The 22,645-nt window shown below is 64.0% G+C and carries 19 protein-coding genes; 8 read left to right on the plus strand and 11 right to left on the minus strand.

The annotated features are described in order from the left end of the window. Window positions 1–68: 68 nt before the first annotated feature. The 3 genes from sppA (at window position 69) to ABFD92_00735 (ending at window position 4,572) form a co-directional block, all read left to right on the plus strand. Window positions 69–1,067: a signal peptide peptidase SppA gene (gene sppA / locus ABFD92_00725; protein MEN6503035.1), complete on the plus strand. Its 999-nt coding sequence runs from the start codon at window positions 69–71 to the stop codon at window positions 1,065–1,067. Between the two features lie 394 nt (window positions 1,068–1,461). Beyond that, complete coding sequence (locus ABFD92_00730; protein MEN6503036.1) at window positions 1,462–2,469, plus strand: HD domain-containing phosphohydrolase; 1,008 nt, start codon at window positions 1,462–1,464, stop codon at window positions 2,467–2,469. Between the two features lie 96 nt (window positions 2,470–2,565). Beyond that, window positions 2,566–4,572 carry a right-handed parallel beta-helix repeat-containing protein gene (locus ABFD92_00735; protein ID MEN6503037.1) on the plus strand — a complete coding sequence of 669 codons (2,007 nt, stop codon included), beginning with the start codon at window positions 2,566–2,568 and terminating at the stop codon, window positions 4,570–4,572. A gap of 241 nt (window positions 4,573–4,813) precedes the next feature. Here ABFD92_00735 and ABFD92_00740 read toward each other — a convergent pair whose 3' ends face one another. From ABFD92_00740 to ABFD92_00755, 4 genes are all read right to left on the minus strand, one after another. Next, the gene (locus ABFD92_00740) at window positions 4,814–6,034 is read right to left on the minus strand and encodes a metallophosphoesterase (protein ID MEN6503038.1); all 1,221 of its coding nucleotides are present in this window, start codon (window positions 6,032–6,034) and stop codon (window positions 4,814–4,816) included. A gap of 5 nt (window positions 6,035–6,039) precedes the next feature. After that, window positions 6,040–7,143 carry a Gfo/Idh/MocA family oxidoreductase gene (locus ABFD92_00745; protein MEN6503039.1) on the minus strand — a complete coding sequence of 368 codons (1,104 nt, stop codon included), beginning with the start codon at window positions 7,141–7,143 and terminating at the stop codon, window positions 6,040–6,042. A gap of 151 nt (window positions 7,144–7,294) precedes the next feature. Next, window positions 7,295–8,095 (minus strand): ThuA domain-containing protein, encoded by an 801-nt coding sequence (locus ABFD92_00750; protein MEN6503040.1) that lies wholly within the window; start codon window positions 8,093–8,095, stop codon window positions 7,295–7,297. Window positions 8,096–8,260: 165 nt separating this feature from the next. Beyond that, complete coding sequence (locus tag ABFD92_00755) at window positions 8,261–8,737, minus strand: hypothetical protein (GenBank protein ID MEN6503041.1); 477 nt, start codon at window positions 8,735–8,737, stop codon at window positions 8,261–8,263. A gap of 337 nt (window positions 8,738–9,074) precedes the next feature. On the opposite strand from ABFD92_00755, the gene ABFD92_00760 reads away from it, so the two are divergent. Beyond that, on the plus strand, window positions 9,075–9,806 hold the full coding sequence (locus ABFD92_00760) for a DUF72 domain-containing protein (protein MEN6503042.1): 732 nt from the start codon (window positions 9,075–9,077) through the stop codon (window positions 9,804–9,806). On the opposite strand, the gene ABFD92_00765 is transcribed toward ABFD92_00760, so the two are convergent. The 5 genes from ABFD92_00765 to ABFD92_00785 all read right to left on the minus strand — a co-directional run bounded on the left by ABFD92_00765 (window position 9,807) and on the right by ABFD92_00785 (window position 14,585). Beyond that, window positions 9,807–10,307, minus strand: a complete 501-nt coding sequence (locus ABFD92_00765; protein MEN6503043.1) for a WbuC family cupin fold metalloprotein — start codon at window positions 10,305–10,307, stop codon at window positions 9,807–9,809. 2 nt (window positions 10,308–10,309) lie between these two features. Further along, window positions 10,310–10,561, minus strand: coding sequence for a hypothetical protein (locus ABFD92_00770; protein ID MEN6503044.1), 252 nt, complete (start codon window positions 10,559–10,561; stop codon window positions 10,310–10,312). A gap of 147 nt (window positions 10,562–10,708) precedes the next feature. Then, window positions 10,709–11,107 carry a response regulator gene (locus tag ABFD92_00775; GenBank protein ID MEN6503045.1) on the minus strand — a complete coding sequence of 133 codons (399 nt, stop codon included), beginning with the start codon at window positions 11,105–11,107 and terminating at the stop codon, window positions 10,709–10,711. Window positions 11,108–11,380: 273 nt separating this feature from the next. After that, window positions 11,381–12,547 (minus strand): cellulase-like family protein, encoded by a 1,167-nt coding sequence (locus ABFD92_00780; GenBank protein ID MEN6503046.1) that lies wholly within the window; start codon window positions 12,545–12,547, stop codon window positions 11,381–11,383. Between the two features lie 154 nt (window positions 12,548–12,701). Then, the gene (locus ABFD92_00785) at window positions 12,702–14,585 is read right to left on the minus strand and encodes a beta-L-arabinofuranosidase domain-containing protein (protein ID MEN6503047.1); all 1,884 of its coding nucleotides are present in this window, start codon (window positions 14,583–14,585) and stop codon (window positions 12,702–12,704) included. A 185-nt stretch (window positions 14,586–14,770) separates the two neighbouring features. On the opposite strand from ABFD92_00785, the gene ABFD92_00790 reads away from it, so the two are divergent. Beyond that, window positions 14,771–16,396 (plus strand): metallophosphoesterase, encoded by a 1,626-nt coding sequence (locus ABFD92_00790; GenBank protein ID MEN6503048.1) that lies wholly within the window; start codon window positions 14,771–14,773, stop codon window positions 16,394–16,396. An 11-nt stretch (window positions 16,397–16,407) separates the two neighbouring features. Here the strand turns inward: ABFD92_00790 and ABFD92_00795 are convergent, their stop codons facing one another. Beyond that, window positions 16,408–18,135, minus strand: coding sequence for a carboxypeptidase regulatory-like domain-containing protein (locus ABFD92_00795; protein ID MEN6503049.1), 1,728 nt, complete (start codon window positions 18,133–18,135; stop codon window positions 16,408–16,410). Window positions 18,136–18,289: 154 nt separating this feature from the next. Continuing rightward, window positions 18,290–18,733, minus strand: a complete 444-nt coding sequence (locus tag ABFD92_00800) for a universal stress protein (protein MEN6503050.1) — start codon at window positions 18,731–18,733, stop codon at window positions 18,290–18,292. 128 nt (window positions 18,734–18,861) lie between these two features. Between ABFD92_00800 and ABFD92_00805 the strand changes: the two genes are divergently transcribed. From ABFD92_00805 to ABFD92_00815, 3 genes are all read left to right on the plus strand, one after another. After that, window positions 18,862–20,148: a hemolysin family protein gene (locus tag ABFD92_00805; GenBank protein ID MEN6503051.1), complete on the plus strand. Its 1,287-nt coding sequence runs from the start codon at window positions 18,862–18,864 to the stop codon at window positions 20,146–20,148. Between the two features lie 289 nt (window positions 20,149–20,437). Continuing rightward, window positions 20,438–21,046: a hypothetical protein gene (locus ABFD92_00810; GenBank protein MEN6503052.1), complete on the plus strand. Its 609-nt coding sequence runs from the start codon at window positions 20,438–20,440 to the stop codon at window positions 21,044–21,046. Between the two features lie 224 nt (window positions 21,047–21,270). Beyond that, window positions 21,271–22,569: a pyridoxal phosphate-dependent aminotransferase gene (locus ABFD92_00815; protein ID MEN6503053.1), complete on the plus strand. Its 1,299-nt coding sequence runs from the start codon at window positions 21,271–21,273 to the stop codon at window positions 22,567–22,569. Window positions 22,570–22,645: the final 76 nt, after the last annotated feature.

A 22,645-nucleotide genomic window follows, 5' to 3' on the forward strand; every position in this document is an offset into this window, starting at 1 on the left:
CCTTACGCACACGCCTGCGGGTGCAGCAGATTGTTGCCACCCATCTCTCGACGCGCTACGATACTGGCATGAAGACCATCCAATCTATCGTATGGGTTCTGGCGGCGGCGTTGGCGGGGTGCGGTCCTTCGACCGGCTACATCATCAAACCCGTGCCGCTGGATGACGAACTGGAAGAAACCACCATCGCCAGCGACGGCGTATGGGCCGGCGACAAGCTGGCGATCATCGACATCGACGGGCTGCTGCTTAACGCCCGCAGCTCGGGACTTCTGGGCACGGGCGAGAACCCCGTCTCGATGTTCGTCGAGAAGATGGACAAGGCCCAGGCCGACTCGCGGGTCAAGAGCGTTCTGCTGCGGATCAACTCCCCCGGCGGCGGCGTCACCGCCAGCGACATCATGCACCAGCGCGTCAAACGCTTCCGACAGGAGCGGCCCGACGTGGTTGTCTATGCCGTCATCGAAGACATCGGCGCCAGCGGAGCGTACTACATTGCCTGTGCGGCCGACAAGATCCTCGCCCATCCCACCAGCACCGTCGGCTCGATCGGCGTGATCGTGCAGTTGATCAGCTTCTCCGGCTCGCTGGACAAGCTCGGAATCGACGCCCACGCCATTACCTCCGGAAAGTTCAAGGACATGGCCAGTCCGCTCAAGCCCCTGAACAAGGAAGATCAGGCCGTCATCCAGAAGCTCGTCAACGACTACTACGCCCGGTTCGTCAACGTCGTCATCGCCGGCCGAAAGGGGCGCCTCACGCCCGAGCAGGTCCGGGCGCTGGCCGACGGGCGGGTGTTCTCCGCCGACGAGGCCTGCAAGAACGGGCTGGTCGATTCGCTGAACTACATGGACGACGCCATCGTTCAGGTCAAGACCGCCGCCTGCACGCCGCGCGTGAAGGTGGTGATGTATCACCGCCCCTGGGGCTACCGGCGCAACGCCTACTCTTCCCAAGCGCCCGCCGGTGGCGGCGCCGGAGCGTTGGGCCTGATGAACATCTCGCTCGAAGCCGTCGCCGATTTCGGACGGCCGCGATTCTGCTATCTCTGGACCGGCCGCCAGTAGCGCGGGGTGCCACCAGTGGCGTCGGGTGCCGCCCCTAGCCCGGATATTTCACCGCAGAGATCGCAGAGACCGCAGAGCTGTTTTGAATGAAAAGACTTACAGAACATTACGGAATTGGCCGCATGGACGGTCTGTTTTTTTGGGACTAACGCCGACCGGACGATAGATGGTCTTGTTTTGAGCCACTTGCTTCTCTGCGTACTCTGCGGTCTCTGCGGTTCATGCAGTTTTCGGGCTAGCCGTCTCCGGATGTTCCCGTTTTTCCGATCAGTCCAGTTAAAGTCGCCCCTCATATGAACCGACCTTAACAGCGGGTCGGGTATTATTACTGTCGGAACCTCCTGGTCGGAGAATGGTGGGTACAATGCTGACAGACCCGGCGCGGATTCTTATCGTGACGTCTGGAACCTTTCTGGCCCGTTTCACACCCGGGCTGATGCCCAGCCTCAGGAGCGACCTGGTGGTCACCCGCGGGCTCGAGCAGGGCCTGGCCGCCCTGGACGGCGAACCATTCGACGTGCTGGCGCTGGACCTGTCGCTGCCGGTCCGCTCGCGGATGCGCCTGATGAAACGCTGCAGCCTTCTGGCGCAGCGCCCCAAAGTGATCGTCATCGGCGGCACCGACACCGGGCAGGATCTCGCCGGCGCCTTTGCCATGGGCGCCTGCGGCTATGTGGAAGCTCCACTCAAGCTGGGCGACCTGATGGCCGCTATCGCCCGGGCCGTCGGCGTCGAGGCGGCGCCGCAATGGCCCTGCGCCACCTGCCGCCATCACGCCGACAACGACCAGCGAAAGATCTCGCTGGAAGCCATCGAGGCGCTGGTCTCTGCCGTGGAAGCCAAAGACCGCTACACGACGATGCACAGCCGCCAGGTCTCGCTGTACGCCACGGCGCTGGGCGCTGAACTCAAGCTGCCGGCCAAGATGATCGACTCGCTGGCTGTGGCGGCGTTGATTCACGACGTGGGCAAGATCGGCGTCAGCGACCGCGTGCTGACCAAGCCCGGCCCGCTCAACAGCGAAGAACTCGCCCACATCCGCCGTCATCCCGTGCTGGGCGAGACGATCGTGCGCAATCTCTCGTCGTTCCACGCCGAGGCGCGCATCCTGCGCCATCATCATGAGAACTGGGACGGCTCGGGATATCCCGACGCCCTCAAAGGGCGGCAGATCCCCCAGGCGTCGCGCATCATCCGGTTGGCCGACGCGCTGGATGCCATGCTGATGGCCCGCAGCTACCGCGCCGCCCTGCCCCTGGGCGAGATCCTCCAGGAAATCTCGCGCGGCAGCGGCAAGGCGTTCGAGCCGGATCTGGCGGCCTTGGCTGTGGCCTGGTGCATGAGGAATCGCCGCCAACTGGAGCAGAGCCAGCAGCAACTCCGTGTTACCGCGGCGGGTTGAGAGAACAGGGGACGGACCCAAAGGACTGCAAGGACCGCAGCGACGAATCGGGTTCACGTATTCCATTATCCCAATCTTCCATTATCATGGGCGGCCATGAACACTCAACCGATTCGCCTCTACGTGTCGCCCCAGGGCGACGACGCCTGGACGGGACTGCTGAGCCAACGCGATGCCGCCGGTACGGACGGTCCGCTGGCCACCCTGACGGCAGCGCGCGACGCGGTGCGCCGCCTCCGCGCCGCCGGCAAGAGCGGGCCTGTTCAGGTGCAGATCGCCCCCGGGCTCTACCCGCTCAATGAACCGCTGAACCTGGGTCCGCAAGACGGTGGGCGCGATGAAGCCTCCGCCGTCACGTATCGCGGCGCGCCGGGAGCGCGGCCGATCCTCAGCGGCGGGCGGCGAATCAGCGGGTGGAAGAAGACCCCCGCCGGCGCCTGGACCGTCGAGCTGCCCCAGGTCAAGAGCGGCGCGTGGTACTTCACGCAGCTCTTCGTCAACGGCCGCCGGGCCGACCGCACGCGCTGGCCGGCGCAGGGCCTGCTGCCGGTGGAACCCTTCAACGCCGCCGAGGCCAAGAACATCGACTGCGCAGAAAACCGCGACGCCTTCCGCTTCCGCAGCGGCGACATCCGCGGCGACTGGAAGAACCTCGCCGATGCAGAAGTCGTCGTGCTGCAGTACTGGACCGACTCGCGGCTGCACATCAAGAGCATCGACGCCAAAGAAGGCGTGGTGCGCTTCACCGGCCCGGGCTGGCGGGCACTGAACTGGACGACCGGCTTTTACGTCGAGAACGTCGCCGAGGCCCTGACGCAGAGCGGCTCGTGGTACCTCGACCGCTCCAGCGGCGTGCTGACGTATTTGCCGCTGAACGGCGAAGACCCCGCCACGGCCGAGGTCGTCGCGCCGGTAGCTGAAACGATGCTGCGCATCGAGGGCGACTGGTCCGCGGGAAACTGCGTACGGCACCTGCACTTTGAAAACCTGTCGTTCCAGCACGCCGCCTGGACCATGCCCCCGCAGGGCTTCGGCGTACCCCAGGCGGAGATCCAGGCCTCGGCGGCTGTGGTGGCCGAAGGCATCGAGCACTGCAGCTTCCGCAACTGCGAGCTGGCGCACCTGGGCGGCTGGGGCATCGAGCTGGCCGCCGGATGCAAAGACAACGCGATCGCCGGCAACTCGCTCTACGACCTGGGCAGCGGCGCCATCCGCGCGGGCAGGCCGACCAACCCCGCATCGCCGGCCGAACTCACCTGCCGCACGACCATCACCGACAACACCGTCGGCCAGGGCTCGCTGGTGTACCTGGGCGCGGCGGCGATCTGGATCGGCCACTCCAGCGAGAACCTGGTGGCCCACAACAACGTGTCGGGCGATTACCACTGGGCGGTGTCGGTGGGTTGGGCGTGGTCGTACTGGACGGAGACCGCCGCCCGCGACAATATCGTCGAGTTCAACCACTGTCACCACATCGGGAGTAAACTGCTGGGCAGCCACGCGGCAATCTACGCGCTGGGAATTCAGCCGGGCACGAGCTTCCGCAACAATCTGATCCACGACGTGGCGGGCTGGCCGGACATCCCCCACGTGCCCAACGGCTGCGCGATCATCCTGGACAACTCGTGCGCGGGCATCACCGTCGAGAACAACATCGCCTACGACTGCGACGGCGGCGGCATCTGCGTGAACTTCAACGTCTTCGGCGACATCATCCAGAACAACATCTTCGCCTTCGGCCGCCGCGGGCAGCTCAGCCGCTACGGCGACCCGACGCCGGCCGGCGAGTGGATGCCCAACCCCATCCTCTTCCGCCGCAACATCATCGTCTGGGACCAGGGCAAGCTGTTCTTCGATCCGGACTGGCCGAACTTCGGCCTGCTGTGGGACTCGAACCTCTACTGGCACGGCGGCAAGGACATCGAGTTCATGAAGTACGACCTGGCCCAGTGGCGGCAGCGCCACATGGACGGCCGCAGCATCGTGGCCGATCCCAAGTTCGCCAACGCCGCCGCGCGCGACTTCACCCTGCCCGCCGACTCGCCGGCGCTGAAGATCGGCTTCGAGCCCTTCGACCTGTCGGCGGCAGGTCCGCGGAAATAATTCACCGCAGAGGTCGCAGAGATCGCAGAGGCCTGGATATAGAAACGAAGAAATTGCGAGGACGCCCTATGGAGTGCGGCGGCAGCAGCCGCCGCTTTGGAAGTTTTTGGATGCCTGTGCGTTGCCGGTCGTGAAAAACTCTGAAAGCGGCGGCTAAGGCCGCCGCACTCCACATGCGGCCAGAGTCCCTCGTTTCTGTTTCAAGGTCTTCTCTGCGCCCTCTGCGATCTCGGCGGTGAAGCTAGAACGCCAGTTCGATCAGCGTGATTTCCGGGGGTGCCAGCAGGCGCAGGGGCGGGCCCCAGGTTCCGGCGCCGTTGTTGACGTACACTTCGCTGCCGCCGGGCAGGCTGTAGCGCCCGCTGATGTTGGGGTTGACCAGCTTGGACAGGAAATAGAAGGGGAAGATCTGCCCGCCGTGCGTGTGGCCGCTAAGCTGCAGGCGGAACTTGCCGGCCGATTCGGCCCGCACCGTTGGGCGATGTTTGAGCAGCAGCACAGGGCGCCCTTGGCCGGCGGCGAGCACTGCGGCCTCGCCGGCTTGCACGTCCGCGCCGTCGCGGGAGAAGGTCGGGTCGTCCACGCCGGCGATGTGCAGGCCGCCCGCGCGCACCCACTCTTGGCGCAGCAGCTTGAAGCCCGCGTCGCGGTGAAACTGTACCGCCTCGCGCGGACCGACGTAATATTCGTGATTGCCCATGACGGCCAGTTTGCCCAGCGGCGGATTCATCCCCGCCAGCATCGCCGAGAGGTCCGTCAACTCCGCGGCGGGAGCGTCGATCATGTCGCCGGTAGCCACGATGAGATCGGGCTTGAGGTCTTGAATGCGGCGGACCAGATCGGCGAAATGCTCGCGCCCCGTATAGCCGGTCAGGTGCAGGTCGGACATCTGCACGATGCGCACGCGGCGCGGCGGCTGTGCAGGGTCGGCCGGGTCGGTTGCAGCGACGGCTGCCCCGGCAAGAACGGGTTGGTCGGCGTTGCCTGCCACCGTTCCGGGGCGCTCATTGGCGATGGCGCCTGGGGCAAAGACCTGATGCACCAGGCGCACGTATCTGGCCTCGATGATCGCCCAGACCAGGCACACCGCCACCAGCGCCAGCACGGCGGCGGTCAGAGCCGGCGGGGCGATGACAAGCTTCCTTGCCGCGGGAAGCCAGATACCGCCGAACTTGAAAACGCCGTTCCACAAGTCGCCGATCAGACCGGCGACCAGAAACCAGAACAGCACGACCATCCAGCAGTACGCGACATTGGCCAGCGGCCCCAGCTTCGTCGACCACGGCCGCGAGCGGTAGGCGGCCTCGGTCCAGATCACCGCCAGCATCAGCAGCGCCCAGACCACCAGCGTCCAGCGCCACGCGCCCAACTGCGGAAACGCCCGCCAGACGCGCACGAGCATGTACGACTGCATTGCCAGATATACCAGCGAAAAGATGGCGAAGAATATCGAAAACATCATCGCTCCTACCATGTCCGCGAGTCAGGGACGTCGATCCAGCGGCCGTCTTCGGCGATCGAGAGCTGGCTGACCAGGCCCGGCAGCGTCAGGTCCATGCTCTCGTGCACGCCCAGCGGGTTTGGAGCCTTGCCCTGGATCGCCGCGCGGAAGTCCATGACCATGAAGTGGTCGTTGTGGAAACCGTCCGCGTCAGCGATGGACTTCTTCCAGTACTCGGGCAGGAACTCGCCCTCGATAGCGTTGTAGTCCAGCCACTGCGCGTCGGGCTTTCGGCTCTTGAGCCAGATTCGCGGGGCTCCGCAGCGCGTCTCAAAGGCCCCGTCGGTACCTTGCAGGTCGTTGTAGACGCCGATGCCGGGCCGGTTGGAAAGAAAGTCGCAGCGGATGACGATCTGCCCGCCGTCGTCGAGCTTGCCCAGCATGGTGCAGTTGTCCTCGGCTTCGTACGCCACGCCGCGCGGGTCGGCGTAGTGGTGACCCGAGCCGCTGCAGCAGACCGCCGCCACGCGCCGCCCGGGCAGCCACTGCAGCATCGGGCCCAGGTTGTGCGTGATGTACGAGATGCCGTTGATGCCCACCTGCCAGCGCCGCCGCCACGGGGTCAGCTCGGCCAGGCCCTTGCAGTCGGCCACGTACCCTCCCTCGGCGTAATAGGTCTGCCCGAACAACCCCGCCAGCGCCATCTGTCGCACCGCCGAGACGTGCTTGTGATAGTTGTAGTTCGACGCCAGCATGTACTGGGCCTTGGTGTTCTTGGCCGCGGCTACAAGCTGCTTGCACTGGTCGATGCTGACGGCGGCGGTCACCTCGCACAGGACGTGCAGGTTCTTCTTCAGAGCGGCGACGGCCTGGGGCACGTGCAGGTCCATGGGCGTGGCGATGAAGACCGCGTCGATGTCAGACTGCTCGAGCATCTGCTGGTAGTCGTAGTACAGCTCCGCGACGCCGAGCTTCTTATTAGCCTCGTCCAGGCGCGGGCGGTCGACGTCGCACAGGGCCTGCACGTGAAACGGCGGCAGGGCGTTGAAGACGCCCACCAGATGGCCGCCCCGCCCATACCCGCCGCACACGCCCACGATGCCGACGTTGATCCGGTCCAAAACGCTCATCGGGAACTCCTTTAGAAACTTACCACAGAGGCACAGAGAGAACCGAGTAAGAATGGAATATTGGAATGTCGGAATATTGGAATGCGGGAATGATGGAATGATGCGTCTTGCGTTATTCCATTCTTCCATTCTTCCATCATTCCAGTTTCTCCTACCGCGGGGCGGCTGGGGCTTCCAGGTCGCCCAAGGCGAACTGGATGCCCGCCAGGTAATGCTCGAGTATCCGCCCGTCCCAGTACAGTTCCTTGTAATGACCCAGGGCCGAGAAGAACGAGCGGCCCTTGCCGAAGTTCTGCACCCAGATCAGTCCGAAGTCGCCGTCGGTGCGCTTGATCTCGGGCTTGGTCATGTCGGTCCGGGACGTGTCGATGCTGGCCAGAACGCGCAGGCGCCGGCGCGAGTACGGCTCGGGCGCGAACTCATAGATCTCATCCACCAGGGCGATGCTGTCGCCCAGCATCGAAACCACCGGGTGAACGGGCTCCTCGATCCTGATCGTCACCGTCTCGGTCATCCACGGGTGGCTGACCGAGAACGCGCCGTTGAGCAATCCGTAGGGTTCCCAGCCGACAAACGTGTGCGCCGAGCAGTGAATGCCGACGAACCCCTTGCCGGCGGCCACGAAGTCGATCAGGTTCTGCTTGAGTTTTGCATCTTCGAACAAATGCCCGCAGGTGTTGTTGAAGCAGATGGCGTCGTACGCCGCGAGATTGTCCTTCTCGAAGGCCGAAGGCTCATTGTCGAGGGTCATCGCGTACGCCCCGGTCTGCTCGCCCAGGATCCGCAACGCCTCGGTACCCCAGGGGATCACGTCGTGGTAGTACATCGGGGCCGATGTTACCGCCAGCAGCTTTCGCGGACGCTTGGGCTTGGCCGGGGCTTGGGATGGAGCGGCGGCCAGGATCTTCTGAATGTCTTCTGCCGGAACTGCGGCGGCCTCGGGAACGCTCATGTGATTGTCCTTCCTGTTGGGCGAATGAGAATTATGCCCGTGCGGCCACGGCGACGCCAGCCCAATTGCAGCAGGGTGGATGTGTCACGGGGGTGGGATCTCGGATCTCGCGCGCAGCGGAGAGCGGGATCGGGCCCGGCGCCCGATCCCGCCGGTCCCCGCCGGTTATTCCTTGGCCTTGACGGTGATGGTCAGCGGCTGGGTTGCGGCAGTGTCGCCCGGGCCGCTGGCGGTGACCTGGGCGTTGTAGCCCGAAACGATCTCGGCGTCGGCGGCGGCCTTGAGGGCGAAGGTCGCTTCTTCGGCAGTGATCTTCTTATCGGTATCGACCACGCTGACGCCTGAAGGCAGCTTGTCGAAGCTGACTGAAACGGGCCCTTCCAGGTTTTCCCTCTTGATGCTGATTTTGACTTGGGCCACTTCGCCCCGCGTGATGGTGACGTCAGAGGGCTTGTCGAGAGTGAGCCTGGCGAGGGCCTTTTCCGGCGCAGGAGTTTCAGGGGCGGCTTTGGGAGCAGCTTCCGGAGTGGTTTCCGGAGCGGTTCTCGGAGCCGTCGGGCTGCGCGCCGGTTCCTTGTCCTTGCAGCCGGTCCCCAGCAACGCAACAGCCCCGATGGTCACAGCAGCGATCAGCAGTTTCATAATGCCACATCCTTTCATAAGAACTCGGTCTCGAAAGGCGACGACCGTCGGCGCCCCCATGGCAATTTTATTCACCACCTCTGGACAGACAGGAGCTTCGGGCAAAGAAGTTGGGCCATAGGGACACAGGATTTTGCGCTAATTCATCTTCATGAGTTTTGGCCCCAGAGGGGCCTTCGTGCTTAGCCCAGGGCGCGGGACGAGCGAAGCAGGGGCGGCCGTGACGATGGCGGGCAATTACGTCCGCCCCGCCGGGGCTCGATGCGCAGGGGACCTGAACCAGATGCCGCCGTCGCCGTGGGAGGCGGTGCATGCAGTTTTCGGGCTAGAATATTCCATGAGCCAAGGCAAAGGGGAATTCCGCGTCGGCACGTCGGGGTGGCAGTACGATCACTGGGCGGAGATCTTTTATCCCAGGGGCCTGCCCAAGAGCCGATGGTTCGAGCATTACGCCCAGCACTTCGACACCGTCGAGGTCAACAACACGTTCTACCATCTGCCCCAGGAAAGCACGTTCGACCACTGGCACGACAAGGCGCCGCGCGACTTCCTCTACACGCTCAAGTTCAGCCGCTACGGCAGCCACATCAAGCGGCTCAAGGACCCCGCCGACACGATCGGCCTGTTCATGGAGCGGGCGCAGCGCCTCGAAGAGTTCCTGGGGCCGATCCTGGTGCAGCTTGCCCCGCAGTTTGCCGTCGACGCCGAACGCCTGGAGGCATTCCTGTCAGCCGCCCCGCGGGCGCAGCGGTGGGCGCTGGAGTTTCGCAATCCTTCGTGGTTGTGCGACGAAGTGTACGCGGTGCTGAGGCGGCACGGGGCGGCGCTGTGCATTCACGACCAGATCGATCGCCACCCGCGGATGGTCACGGCCGACTGGGTGTACCTGCGGTACCACAGACCGTCCGGGGGCAAATACACGCCCGCGCATCTTCGCCGCCAGGGGCAATACGTGCGCGAGTACCTTGCCCAGGGGCTTGACGTGTTTGCGTATTTCAATAACGACGCACACGGCTATGCCGTGGGTAACGCGGCCGACCTGCGCCGCCTCGTCGCGAAGAAGGACTGATCACAGTCCCAGCGAGCTGAGGTAGTCCCGCACGGCCTGCGGATCGCCGCTAGCGGGCGCCCAGGCGGGAAAGCGATTGGCCGTCTCGCGGAGGAACGGTCCGGCCAGCGTTTCATAGAACACTGTCATCGGCGAGCGGGGGAGGTTCATGTGCCAGCAGCCCTTGGACAGCCGGAGGCAGAACTCGCCGCCCTGCCCGTGCGGCTGGAGGTCGTGGCGTTCGATCACGCTGCCGTTGTCGTCGAAGATGATCACGGTGAGGCGGCCTTGGAGCACCTGGACGGAGACGGAGGTGTCGTCGTGGCAGTGCGGCGGGTAGAACACCCCCTGGCGCTGGGCGATGATCATTTCCTGGACAGCATCCTGTATGCTCTGGTGGAGGCACAGACGGAACTGCCCGCGCGGTGAGGCCAACGCGCGGACTTTGATCCGCTCGATGAGCGCCTGATCGACAGGCAACACCCGCTGGGTATTGAAAAAAGCTTCATCCTGTTCTCGCATGGTCAGTCCCACTTCCATTCCAGAAGGCCGAAAACGACCAGCATGGCCCCGAAAAGCAGCGGGCCCAGAATGGTGGCGAAGAAATGCAGCATGGGGTACTTCGGATCGCTGGAACTCTGGCGGGCGGTCGAATCGTACCAGTCCGATTCGCCGCAGGAATCGTCACCGGAGCCGCCTTGCCAGCCCACCAGTCGCAACCCGCCCATGCACATCAGCACAAGCCCCGCCACAATTAAGATGCTGCCAAAAATCATCCAGCTAAACCTTTCACGCTCTCGCCCAGACAAACTCTAACACAGCCCCCGCGTGCCGTACAGAACGGATTGGCCCCGACGACGCAGAAGGGTTAAAGAAAAGCCCGTCCGAGGACGGGCTTGTCAAGAGGTCCCGGTTTGTGTGCGTTACGCAGTGGCGGTTGTCGGTAGTTGGCTGCCTCGTGTTCCGGCTGTGGCATTTTCCATCGCGGTGATGATGGCCCCGTGCAATTCTTCGGCCCGGAATACCGGTTTCATCAGCAGTTCATCGCCGCCCCTCTGCCAGGCGCGCCAGGCGACATCATAGCGGTCCATCCATCCCGTCAGCAGAACCGCAGGCTTGTCGGGCACGTCCGCCAGCGACTCCAGCAGTCCGTCTTCAGCGAACACGTCCGCCGCGATCACCAGGTCCGGCTGCCAGTGCGAGGCCTTGGCCAGCCCGCCCTCCGCAGTGGTCTCATGAACCGTCAGGTGAGCATGCGATTCCAGAAACGCCGTCGCCTGCTGTGCAAACCGCCAATCGGGCTCGATGATCAGAACTTTCATGATCGCGACTCCTTTTAGTCAGCCCGCCACCGCGGCCGGCCACTATCGATATCGACCGCCCGGCGGAACGAACTGAAGAAAATTTGGCAATTCACGTTGGCATTCTGATTATTCCGATTTCATTGTGTCGGCAACCTGTCGCGGTTCTTGATGACAATGGTGATGAATTGAGCCGCTGAGGTCGTCGAGGTCGCTGAGGAAAGAGTTGTTTTGTCTTTTCACATCCTCAGCGCCCTCAGCGACCTCAGCGGCTAATTTGATTAGCGAGTCGAATCAGCTTCTCAGGAAGCGGTCGGTCAGCCGTTGATGCCAGCGGACGTCTTTCCAGTTCTCGAACTGCGGCTGCACGTAGTTGTGCGGGGTCCAGCCCCACATGCGGTAATCGATGGCGTCTTCGACGGACCACTCGGCCCACTCCAGCAGCCACGACCAGTCCATCTGCGGGCTGTCGATGCAGTACCACGCGGCCCAGCTTTCGGTCGTCAGCAGGGGGATTCCGCGGGCGTCGGACATCGCGGCGAACTCGCCGACCTTGGCTCTCTGGCGGGCGCGGTACATGGCGGCGGCGGCCTTGTTGCTCTTGCGGGTTCGGTCGCTGTACTCGGCGTGCCAGTCGGTGCTGGTGAACATGTTGGGGCAGAAGGCGTAGAACTGCGTGCGCTGGTGCCAGCGCGGGTCGGCGTCGGAGTAGAAGTGGATGTCCATGCAGTCCAGCTCCAGCTCGAGCTGCGTGTAACGCACGTCGCCGTGCAGCGAGACCATGAACTTCAGCTCGGGGAACTCCTTGCGCATGATCCCCATCGAGTCGTTGATCTGCTGCGTGACCACCTGCTGCCACTTGGGGCTCCACGACGCCCCGCCTTCTTTCTCCAGGTAGCCCATCATGCCCGGCAGGAAGCACGGGAACTCGTTGTTGAGGTCCACGTACGCGCAGCCGTCGAAGCCGAAGCGGCTCTTCCACTGCGTCAGGAAGTCGATCCAGCACTCGGTGGCCTCGACCAGCGTGTGCGGGTCGTGGCGCGTCGGCTTGATGCCGCCACCCCACCAGGAACTCAGGGCGTAATACAACTTGCGGTCGATGACCTTCTCCATGAACTCGATGAGCCACTCGCCGGCGCGGCCTTGGAAGCCGGTGGGGCGGGTCCAGGGCAGGTAGGGGATGTTCATCGTCTGCGTGAAATCGATCTCGGGCTTGGACAGATCGATCGACTGCGGGACCGGGTCGATGCGCAGCGTGTTGTAGCCGCGCTCGATGGCCTCGTCGAGCACGCGGTCGTAGTCCTCGAACGAGTCGCCCTTGACGTGGCGGGTCAGGAAAGCGTGGTCCCACATGACGGCTGTCATGCGGCGCGGCTGCAGCCAGTCCCGCATGTCAAAGCGGCGCAGGGGTTCGTACTTGTTGCCAAAGACGGTCGAGGGCGGCATCGGGGGGAAGTCCATTTTGAAATCCTTTTAGAAACAAATCCGAATATCGAATATCGAAATCCGAAGCAAACAGCAACGAGAAACAAACTCGAAATTCAAAACCCGAAATCCGAAGCAAACGACAAAGAGCAAACAACAAGAAACAACAAAGGACGCTGACAAGAGGTTCTTATTGTTTCTTGCGGTTTGTCTTCTTGTTTCGGATTTCGGTTTTGTTTTTTCGGATTTCCCCTTCTTTGAAGGGGAAGTACACCGTGTATTTCTCGTCCACGACTTCGTGCAGCGGTTTGAAGCGGAAGTTGCAGCACTGGTTGACCGTGCGGTAGCCGGTCGTCCATGAGCCCCAAAGGCGCTCGACGTCGGGCTTGAGGATCTCTTCCGGATGGGCCTGCTCGCCGTGGATCGTACACTGCTTGTCGCACAGTCCGGCCAGGACGGTCGGGCCATCCATGAACGCCGCCGTGCCGGGTTCGTCCGGGATCGGCTCGGTCCAGAGGCTCTTGGGGAGCTTGACGGTCAGGGTGTCGTCCTTCCACGCGCGGCGGATCTCAGTGAAACTGCCCTTGGCCGACGCCTTGACCGCTTTGCCGTTGACGGTGATCTCGGCCTTGCCCGCCAGCCACCAGGGCATGCGCAGTTTGAGGGTGAAGTCGGCGGTCTTGTCGGCCTTGACGGACATGTTATACAGCCAATGCTGCGGCCGATGGTCCCGTCCGCCGCGATAGACCACTCGCTCCTTGCCTTGGCCGTAGTTTTCGTGGATGGGCCACTGGTGCAGTTCCACGGCGGCGCCCTTGATCTGGGCCTTGGCGGTTGAGTCGCCGTACTGGGCGACGGTCAGGCTGTCTTTGGCGGCGTAGTACATCCAGTCGCCATAGAGATTGTGCGCCTGCACCAGTGTGCCGTGACAGCACCAGAAGTCGTGCGTCGGGTGTCCCCAGTGCTTGTGGCCGCCGGGCTCGAACGGCAGGAAGTACGCCACCATGCCCGTGCCGGGGTGCTGCTGGGCGAGGAAGCCGTTGTACAGGTTGCGCTCGATGTAGTCGGCGTACTGCGCCTCGCCGGTCCATCGCAGCAGGTAGTCGGCCAGTCGCACCATGTTGTAGACGGTGCAGAACTCCTGGTTCTTGTCGCCCATGCGGTCGGCGAACTCGAACGGCGGCGTCCAGACTTCGCCGAGGTTCTGCCCGCCGGTGCAGAAGGTCCCGCGACGCGTGACGGCCTGGTCCCAGTACGCCTCGACCATCTTGCGGTAGCGCGCCTCGCCGGTGACCTCGTACACGCGGGCGCAGCCGGCGGCTTCGGGGATCGTCGTGTTGGCATGCATGTTGGTGAGGTTGTCGACGCCGTCCATCAGCGGGCCGAACAACCGCATGCGCGTGTAGCGCTCGATCAGGTCGCGGTGCTCGTCGGCGCCGGTGATGGCGAAGAGGTTGGCCCAGCTTTCGAGCATGCCGCCGGTTTCGACATCCAGGATGTTGTCCATCTGCTCGCGGCTGAACTGCCTGGTCCAGCGGTGGAACCACTTGGCCCAGTTGACCAGCACGGTCAGGGCCTGCTCATTGGCGCCCCAGACGTACGCGTCGACCAGGCCCATGAGCATCTTGTGCAGCGTGTAGTGCGGCGCCCAGACGCCCTGGCCGCGGGCGATCAGGTGCAGATATTTTTCAGGAATCGAGCCGGCCCATTCGCCGCCGTTGCGCTCCTGGCAGGCGGCCAGCCCCGAGACGAACTGGTCGATGCGCAGCTTGACCAGCGGGTCTTTGCTGTTGGCGTAGATGCGCGACGCGCCGGAGAGCCAGTGCCCGGGGAAGTGCCCGCGAAGCTGGCACGTTGGCGTCTCCCAGCCCCAGTGCCAATCCTCGCCCGTGGCGCCCTGGCCGGCCATGGTGCCCTGAAGAATGCCTCCGCCCCAGCCAGCTTCGCCCTGGAAGTTCCGCAGCAGGTTGTCGTTGGTCAGGCTCAGGATGTAATTGCGGTTGAGGTTGGCACGATGGCCAAACGCGCCGCCGACGGAAACCTTGTCGGGGGCAAGAGATTGAAGAGCCGGCATGTTCTTCCTTTCAATCTTGTCATACAGGACGTCGCGAAGCGGGAATTACACCGCCGCCGACCTGCGCAGGCAAGGGAAACTTGATCCGCTTCGAGAACGTCGGGCGGCCTCTGCGTTATACTGATGTGGATTGGGCGTCAGGGGCGGCGGCAAAACGGCCGCCATGGCACCGAAAGGACTGCACCATGAACATACGGTCAGTTGCGATAGTCATCGCTGCGGCGCTGTCGTTGCCGGCGCTGGCCCCAGCGGCGCCCCTCGTTGTCGGCGGGCGCGTGTTTCTCGACGCCAATGGCAACGGCGTGCAGGATACCGGCGAAACGCCACCGGCCGGGGCGGCGGTCACCGACGGCGTGACCATCGTCGCGCCGGACAAGGAAGGCAAGTACTCCATCAGCGTCGGGCTCGACCCGCAGATTCCCCAGCCGTCGCAGGTGATCTCGGTGATCTGGCCCAGCGGCACGTGGCCGTCCGGGACCTGGTGGCACCGCGTGGACGCGATCAAGGCCGGCCAAAGCGTCGACTTTGCCCTGCGCCAGGACACGCAGGCCGTGCCGTTCGTGTTCGCCTTCGCCAGCGACCCTCACGACGGCGGCAAGAGCGAGCACTCGGAAGCCTTTCGCAAGGACCTGGCCGAGATCGGCGGCGTCAAGTTGGGCGTCTTCGCCGGCGACTACGGCTACAGCGACACCACCGGCGACTACGCGGCCATCGAGGGCTCATACCAGTCGTGGGTGAAGTACGTCGCTTCGCTGCCGGCGCCGTTCTTCTGCACGCAGGGCAACCATGACTTGGCCGCCACGCTGGCCGAAGGCGCCGCCAAGGCCGCCGCCGACGCCGCCCGCGCCAAGGCCCGCGCAAACCGCCAGAGCGAGCCGATGATCAAGCTGCCCCCGCCGCCGGACAAGACCAACCCGCTCTATGCCTACGGAGCCTATACCAAGTACCTGGGCCCGCCGCGGTGGTCGTTCTCCTATGCGAACGTACACTTCGTCGGGCTCGACTGGTGTACCCGAAAGGGCGACGTCTATGACGAAGGCGTCCCCCCCGTTGCCGTCAAGTGGCTCGCCCAGGACCTCGCCCGCGTGCCCGCCGGCCAGCGGATTCTTATCTTCACGCATTTTCCCCTCGGCGACGAGGGGCTCTGGCCGCTGCTGATCAAACATAAAGTGACGCAGGTCTTCTCCGGCCACACGCACCGCGGTTCCTCGCTAATCAAGTCGGGCGTGCCGGTGCTGACGGTGGTCAACCGCAACGGGCCGTACAAGGTGGTGCGCGTCGGCGAGAAGGACCTCGGAATCGCCGATCGCTGCAGCGGTTGTCGCAGTGACCAAGCGGGCTTTCATCAGACCTGGTGCCCGCTGCGCGAGCCCGATGACAAGACGATGAAGCGCCTGCGCACGGTGTATGGAAAGTTCGCCAACGAAAAAGTCTCCGACACCGCTCTAAGCAAACTGGCCGGCTTCAAGACCGGCAGCGCCGAGATCCAGACCGAGATCGTTCCCGGCCAGGCCACGCGGTACGGTCTGCAACTGACCACGCCCAACGCCCTCAAAGAAGGCCAGGGGCTCGAGGCCCTGGTCGACGGCGGCGACCTGGTGCTCGGCGACGTGCGAACGCCCTTCAAACTCGCCGCCGACGGCAGCGTGAAGATGCGCCTGATCGCCCACGCCGGAACCGCCAGGCTCTGGGTGGACGGCCGCATCGCCCTGACGACTAAATACAAACCCACCGCCCCGGTGATCGTCGTGCTGCGCGCCAAAGGTGGACAGGCCACGTTCCGAAAGCTGGAGTTCTGGGAGCTGCGTTGAAGGAGCCTGGATCAGGCGCGCACTAACCGCACCAGCACTGTCCCTGCAGCGATCACACGCGAGCTAACGTTCCGGTTCAGCGGGCGGTATCCTTCCGCCGTGATCCGCACCCGCGCGCCAAAAGGCGGAAACCGTCCAATGCAATACGCTCCGTCGGATCCCGTGGCACGCCTATCGCAGATGTTCCACTGCATTGCCAGAGGCCTCGTCTCCACCCATGCATTGGTGACCGGCTTACCGCTGCGCCGATCGAGCACCTGGATAAGAAGTTTCTGTGCCGGCTTCACCCGCACGACAATCGGGCGGCTCTTCCGCCGTCCGCTCATTGTCACGCGGGTGCGGCCGAAGAAATGGGAATTGTAGAAGTCGCGGGCTTCGCTCAAGGCGATGGTAAAGACGCCGTGCGGCGGCAAGGTCAGGCGGATGCGGCCATCATCCTGGCCTCCATAGAAGCCTCCAAGTGGAACAATTGCCGGAGGCATTACTCCACAGCGACAGAGGGCTTTCTGCCGTACTGGCCTACCCGTTGACCCATGCACTGCCTGACACTCCAGCGGGATCATCTCCTTCTCGTTGAAATCGACGGTTTGACTGCGCGCGGGTGCGGTGCAGTAGCCATATATTCTGTCTTGATCTGGGCCGCGGCCGTACGAATGGATGTGCAGGCGCCCGCGGGCGGCGCGCATCGCCAGGAGATACTCGCCCTTTTCGTTGGCGGCAAGGCGGTTGAACCCGCCCGGATTGATCGGCTCATACGATGCCTCGACCATTGCCCCAGGGACCGGATTGCCCGCGGCATCGGTCACGCGGCCGCTGATCACGGGACCGCACCTGAGCTTCATGTCTCCCGGCGGCGCCCCAGGTCCAACCTTCTTCTTGCTGTAATGCATCGGATAGCGTGGGTGATAGACGCTGATGTGGTGCAGCCCCGGAGACAGTCCGCTGATGACGTATCGACCTGCCGCGTCGGTCGTGGTTCTCTTGCCCTCGCTGCCGCAGCACACGAGCCGCACCGCGCCGCTGACCGCACTGAGCTCCACGCAAGCGCCGGCGACCGCACGCCCGGTCTTTGCATCGGTGATGCGCCCCCGCAGGGTCTGCCCCGGGCGAAGCGTCACCGTTAAGGCCGCGCGATGGTCCCGGCGGGGCAGAAGCTGAAGATGGTCCTGAATGTGATCGAGATACCGTGCGTGGCGCACGCGCAGCGTGGAGTGAAACTCGTCGCTGATCCAGGCGTTCAAACCCCGAAGGACGATCTGTCCGTGGACATCGGTGACGGCACAGGCATCGCCCCCGGGCAAGCGGCTTGTGCCGGTGGTCAGAGGGATGTCGTCATAGCCCTTATAGAAGTCCCCCGCCGCGACAGGGCAGCCGCTCAGCGGCCGCCCCCGCGGGTCACGCACTGTTACGACAAGATCGAAGCCTTCGGTCAACTGGGACGATAGTTCGTGACGTTCCTTGTCCTTAAGGATCTTTTGTGCGGTTTGTGGTTTGCCACGAACAGCGCCGCCGATATAGGCGAAACCCTCGGCCCAAATCTCCTGCATCAGCACCGCGCGCGAACCGGCCGCCCAACTCATCGTGTGGCGATACCGTCCTGTGCCGTTGGTTCTGGTGGTGACGTCGCAGAGGATTTCACCGTTGTAGAGAAGTGTTCGCACGGTCGCTCGTGCGACGGGCTTTCCGGTAAGACGGTCCGCAACGCGTCCATAGACCACCGCCCGGCAATTGGCGCCCATGATTCACTCCTTGCAGGCATATGCTGCCGCTGGGACCGCGTGGTCCTCGACGACGATGAACCGCATTCCATTTTGGAGTCGAAAAGAACTGTCACCCATGCCCAAAACTGTACCCGGTGGCTGGGCGGTCAGGCAATGACCGGCTTGAGGGAAGTTATTTCTCCGCCGGTTTGGGCACCAGCAGGACGCGGCAGCAGTGGGACTCGATGACGGCCTGGGAGACGCAGCCCAGCAGGAGGTGGTGCAAGGGCCCGTGGCCTCGGGTGCCCATCACCAGCAGGTCGATGTTCTGACGGATGGCCTCGTCGATGATCGTGTCGTAGACCTGCCCCTGCACCAGCAGGGCGGTGGCGGGCAGGCCGCGGGCTTTCAGGGTGTTTTCGATCTGCTCGAGGCGCTGGCGCAGTCGCTCGAGATCGCGGCCGCTCCACTGCCTCTGCGATGGCGGGCCGATCTGGTGGGTGACGAGGTCGCGTTCGTCTGCGGCCACGTGCAGGATCACCATCGATCCGCCCAGGGCGGCGGCCAATTCCGCTGCTGTCTCGATGACCGCGTCGGTGACGGGCGAGAAGTCCACCGCTGCCATGACGTTCTTCATGGTCTATTGTATTGCGCAAGACGCTTGTGCCTCTTGTTGGGGCGGATATCATGTCTCTTGCGAGGCAAGCCCCCTCGCGGTGCGTCCTGAGGGACGGTACGAACCGATCCGGCGTTGGCGGAGCGTTGATGAACATCGGACATCCTGCTTTCTGGGCCGCGACCGTCGCGGCGATCATCTCCGGTTATTTTGCGCTGATCAGCTACACGCTGGGTTGGCAGCGGCGGCTTCAGCTTGAGGAGAGTTTTTCGTCGCCGGGGGGGCGCCGCCGCCTGGACTGGGTCGAGTCAAACCTGCGCCCGCTGCGCCTGATGGTCTCGCTGGTGCGCAACCTGGGCAACCTGGTGCTGATGGTGGCGATCGTGCAGTTGATCGTCCCGGCGGGCAATTACACGCTGTGGCGGCTGATCGGCGCGATCGTCGCCGCGGCCGGCATCATCGCCATCTTCGGCGTGGCGATCCCCCACGCCTGGGCGACCTACTCCGGCGAGCGGGTGCTGGCCGGCACCATGCCGGTCCTGATCGCGTGCCGGTACGCCTTCTATCCGGTGACGGCAGTCATGTCGGCCTTCGACAAACCGATCCGCCGCCTGACTGGATCGGTCGAGGCGACGGCGGCGGAGAACGGCGAGGCGGCCAAGCAGGAGATTCTGCAGGCCGCCAGCGAAGGGCGTCTCGAGGGCGCGGTCGGGGCGGCGGAAGTGGAGATGATCGAGTCGGTGATGGAGTTCGCCGAGACCCGTGCCGGTCAGATCATGACCCCGCGCACCGACATCTTCGCCGCGGCGATCGACATGCCCTGGGCGCAGCTCGTCCAGGCGATCATCGAGTCCGGGCACACGCGCGTGCCCGTCTACCAGGGCAACCTCGACAACATCGTCGGCATCCTCTACGCCAAGGACCTGCTGCGCTACGTCGTCGAGCACGAGCCCGGCGATCTGCGGTCCATCCTGCGAAAACCCTACTTCGTGCCCGAAACCAAACCGCTCGACGACCTCCTGCGCGACTTCAAGGTCCGAAAAATCCACTTCGCCGTCGTTCTGGACGAATACGGCGGCACGGCCGGCATCGTCACCATCGAGGACGTCGTCGAGGAGATCATCGGCGAGATCACCGACGAGTACGACCAGCCCGAGCCGGCGATGATGCACCGCATCGACGCCAACAACGCCGAGGTCGACGGGCGCATGCGCGTGGACGAACTCAACGACGAACTGGACCTGGACCTGCCCCAGGACGAAGACTACGACACCATCGCGGGCATGGTCTTCGCCGAACTGGGATACATCCCCAGCGCCGGCGAAAAACTCGAAGCCCATGGCGTGCGCGTGACGGTGCTGGCCGCCGACGAGCGCAAGATCACCCGCCTGAAAGTCGAAGCCCTTCGGGAAAGCTCGCAGATCGAATCGGCCTGACGCCTAAACGCTCCTCAGCCACGGGGGAAAAGTCGCGGCGGAGGCACCAAGTATTTATCAAAGCCGTTGTGTGGCTTTGATGAATACTTGCGCTGGTCAGGGGTACGCGGCCCCAATGAAGAAGTAATTCACACAACGAATTACTTCTTCATTTAGTGCCTCCGCCGCGACTTTTCCCCCTGCAACTGAGCAGATACCAATAAACGCGCCTAGAATTTTTCGTGTGGGTTCCACGGTTGTGGAGCCCGGCTGCTCGAACAACAGGGGATCAAGCTCAGGAGGGGAACACATGGCTACCATGGAACATAGAGATCCGGTATACGCTCCGGGGGACTATCGTAGTCTTCCCCGGCGCAGCGCATGGGGCGCGATCTTCGCCGGCGCCGTGATCGCGATTTCCGTTCAGTTACTGTTGGCGGTGCTGGGGGCCGCAATCGGCATTTCGGTCTTCGGCACAACGGAGGGCGAGGTCGCCCGCACCATCGGGATCGGCGCCATCATCTGGTGGGTGATCGCCACGTTGGCCAGTCTCTTCTGCGGCGGGCTGGTGGCAGCCAAACTGGCTGGCACGCGCCGTCCGTTCGAAGGGACGCTGCACGGAGCGGTGACCTGGGGCGTGGCGACCCTGGCCAGCGCCCTGCTGCTGGGAACGCTGGTCGGCGGCGCCTGGACGATGCTGGCTACGACGGAAGAGCCCGCTCTGCAGCGCGACGCCATGCCCGGAGTGACGGCTTCGCCTAATCTGCAGCAGTATCTTGGCCCCACCGCCGGGGCGGCATGGGGTCTGTTCTTTATGCTGCTTCTGGGCCTGGCTGCGGCCATCGTCGGCGGGATTGTCGGCTCGCGCCTGATACCCTACGACGCACCCGAGCCCACAACGAGGATGGGCCCAAGCTAACGCCTTCTACGAACAGGCTGAACGAACGGGGGCGGCAGGATGATCCTGTCGCCCCTTTCGCTTATCCGGATATTTCACCGCTGCCGATAGATCAACCCGCGGAGGTCGCCGCGGCGGATTTGAATTCCGAACCCAGGACCCATACCGCGCAGAAAAGATTTACGCCGCCGTGCAAAAAAGGGACAATGGCGATCAGCGGCCCTTGGGCCGGTGGAGTTACAGACATGCGTAGAAATATCGTACATGGCGGCGCGGGGTCCCTGGCGTATGCGATTCGCGAGATCGTCCAGATCGGCAACCGCTTCCAGAACCTGGGCGTGGATCTGACCTGGGAGAACATCGGCGACCCGGTGCATAAGGGCGAGAAGATCGAGCCCTGGATCCGCCAGATCCTGCACGACATCGTCGACCAGGACGCCTCGTGGGCGTACTGCGACACCGCCGGCGTCCCGGCGACGCGCGAGTTCCTGGCCGCCGAGGTCAACCTCCGCGGCGGCGCCAGGGTCACGCCCGACGACATCATCTTCTTCAACGGCATCGGCGACGCGGTGGCCAAAGTCTACGGTTTCCTGCGCCGCGAGGCCCGCGTCATCGGGCCTACGCCGGCTTACAGCACGCACTCCTCCGCCGAGGGCGCCCACAGCGGCTACGAGCACCTGACGTACGAGCTGGACCCCTACAACGGCTGGATGCCCGACCTGGACGACCTGCGCCTCAAGTGCAAGTACAACGACTCGATCGCGGCGATTCTGCTGATCAACCCCGACAATCCCACCGGGGCCGTCTACCCCCGCGAGATGCTCGAGGGGATGGTCGCCATCGCCCGCGAGTTCGACCTGTTCCTGATCTGCGACGAGATCTACACGCACATCGTCTACAACGGGCACAGGACCCTGCACCTGTCCGAGGTCATCGGCGATGTCTGCGGGATCGTCATGCGGGGCATCAGCAAGGAATATCCCTGGCCGGGCTCGCGCTGCGGGTGGATCGAGGTGCTCAACGGGTCGCGCGACCCGATGTTCCGCACGTATGTCAACTCGCTGCTGGCCAGCAAACGCCTGGAGGTCTGCTCGACGACCGCCCCGCAGCTTTCGATTCCGCCGGTGATGGGCAACGGCCGCTACAAGGCCCACCTGGCCCGGCGGGCGGGCATCTTCGAGGCCCGCGCCCGCGAGGCGGCGGCGATCTTTCGAGACACCCCAGGCGTGCATGTGAACATGCCCAGCGGGGCGTTCTACATGACGGTGCTCTTCGAGAAGGGTGCGCTCAACAACCGCCAGAGGCTGGCGATCGAGAACCCGCAGATCCGCCAGATGGTCGAGCAGCAGGTCGCCGGGGCCGCCAACGACGCCCGCTTCGTCTACTACCTGCTGGGCGCCACGGGCATCTGCGTGGTGCCCCTGACGGGCTTCTACTGCAAGCGCGACGGGTTCCGCGTGACGCTGCTGGAATGCGACGACGCCAAACGCGCCTGGACCTTCAAGACCATCGCCAACGCGATTGGCGAATATCTGGGTAGCTGAGAATCGCGTTCCATCATGAAGACGCCAACCAGCAAGCTGGAATGATCGCCTGTCTTCCCGCTTGCGGGTTGGCGTC

Source organism: Planctomycetaceae bacterium (assembly GCA_039680605.1).
Lineage (GTDB): Bacteria > Planctomycetota > Phycisphaerae > SM23-33 > SM23-33 > JAJFUU01.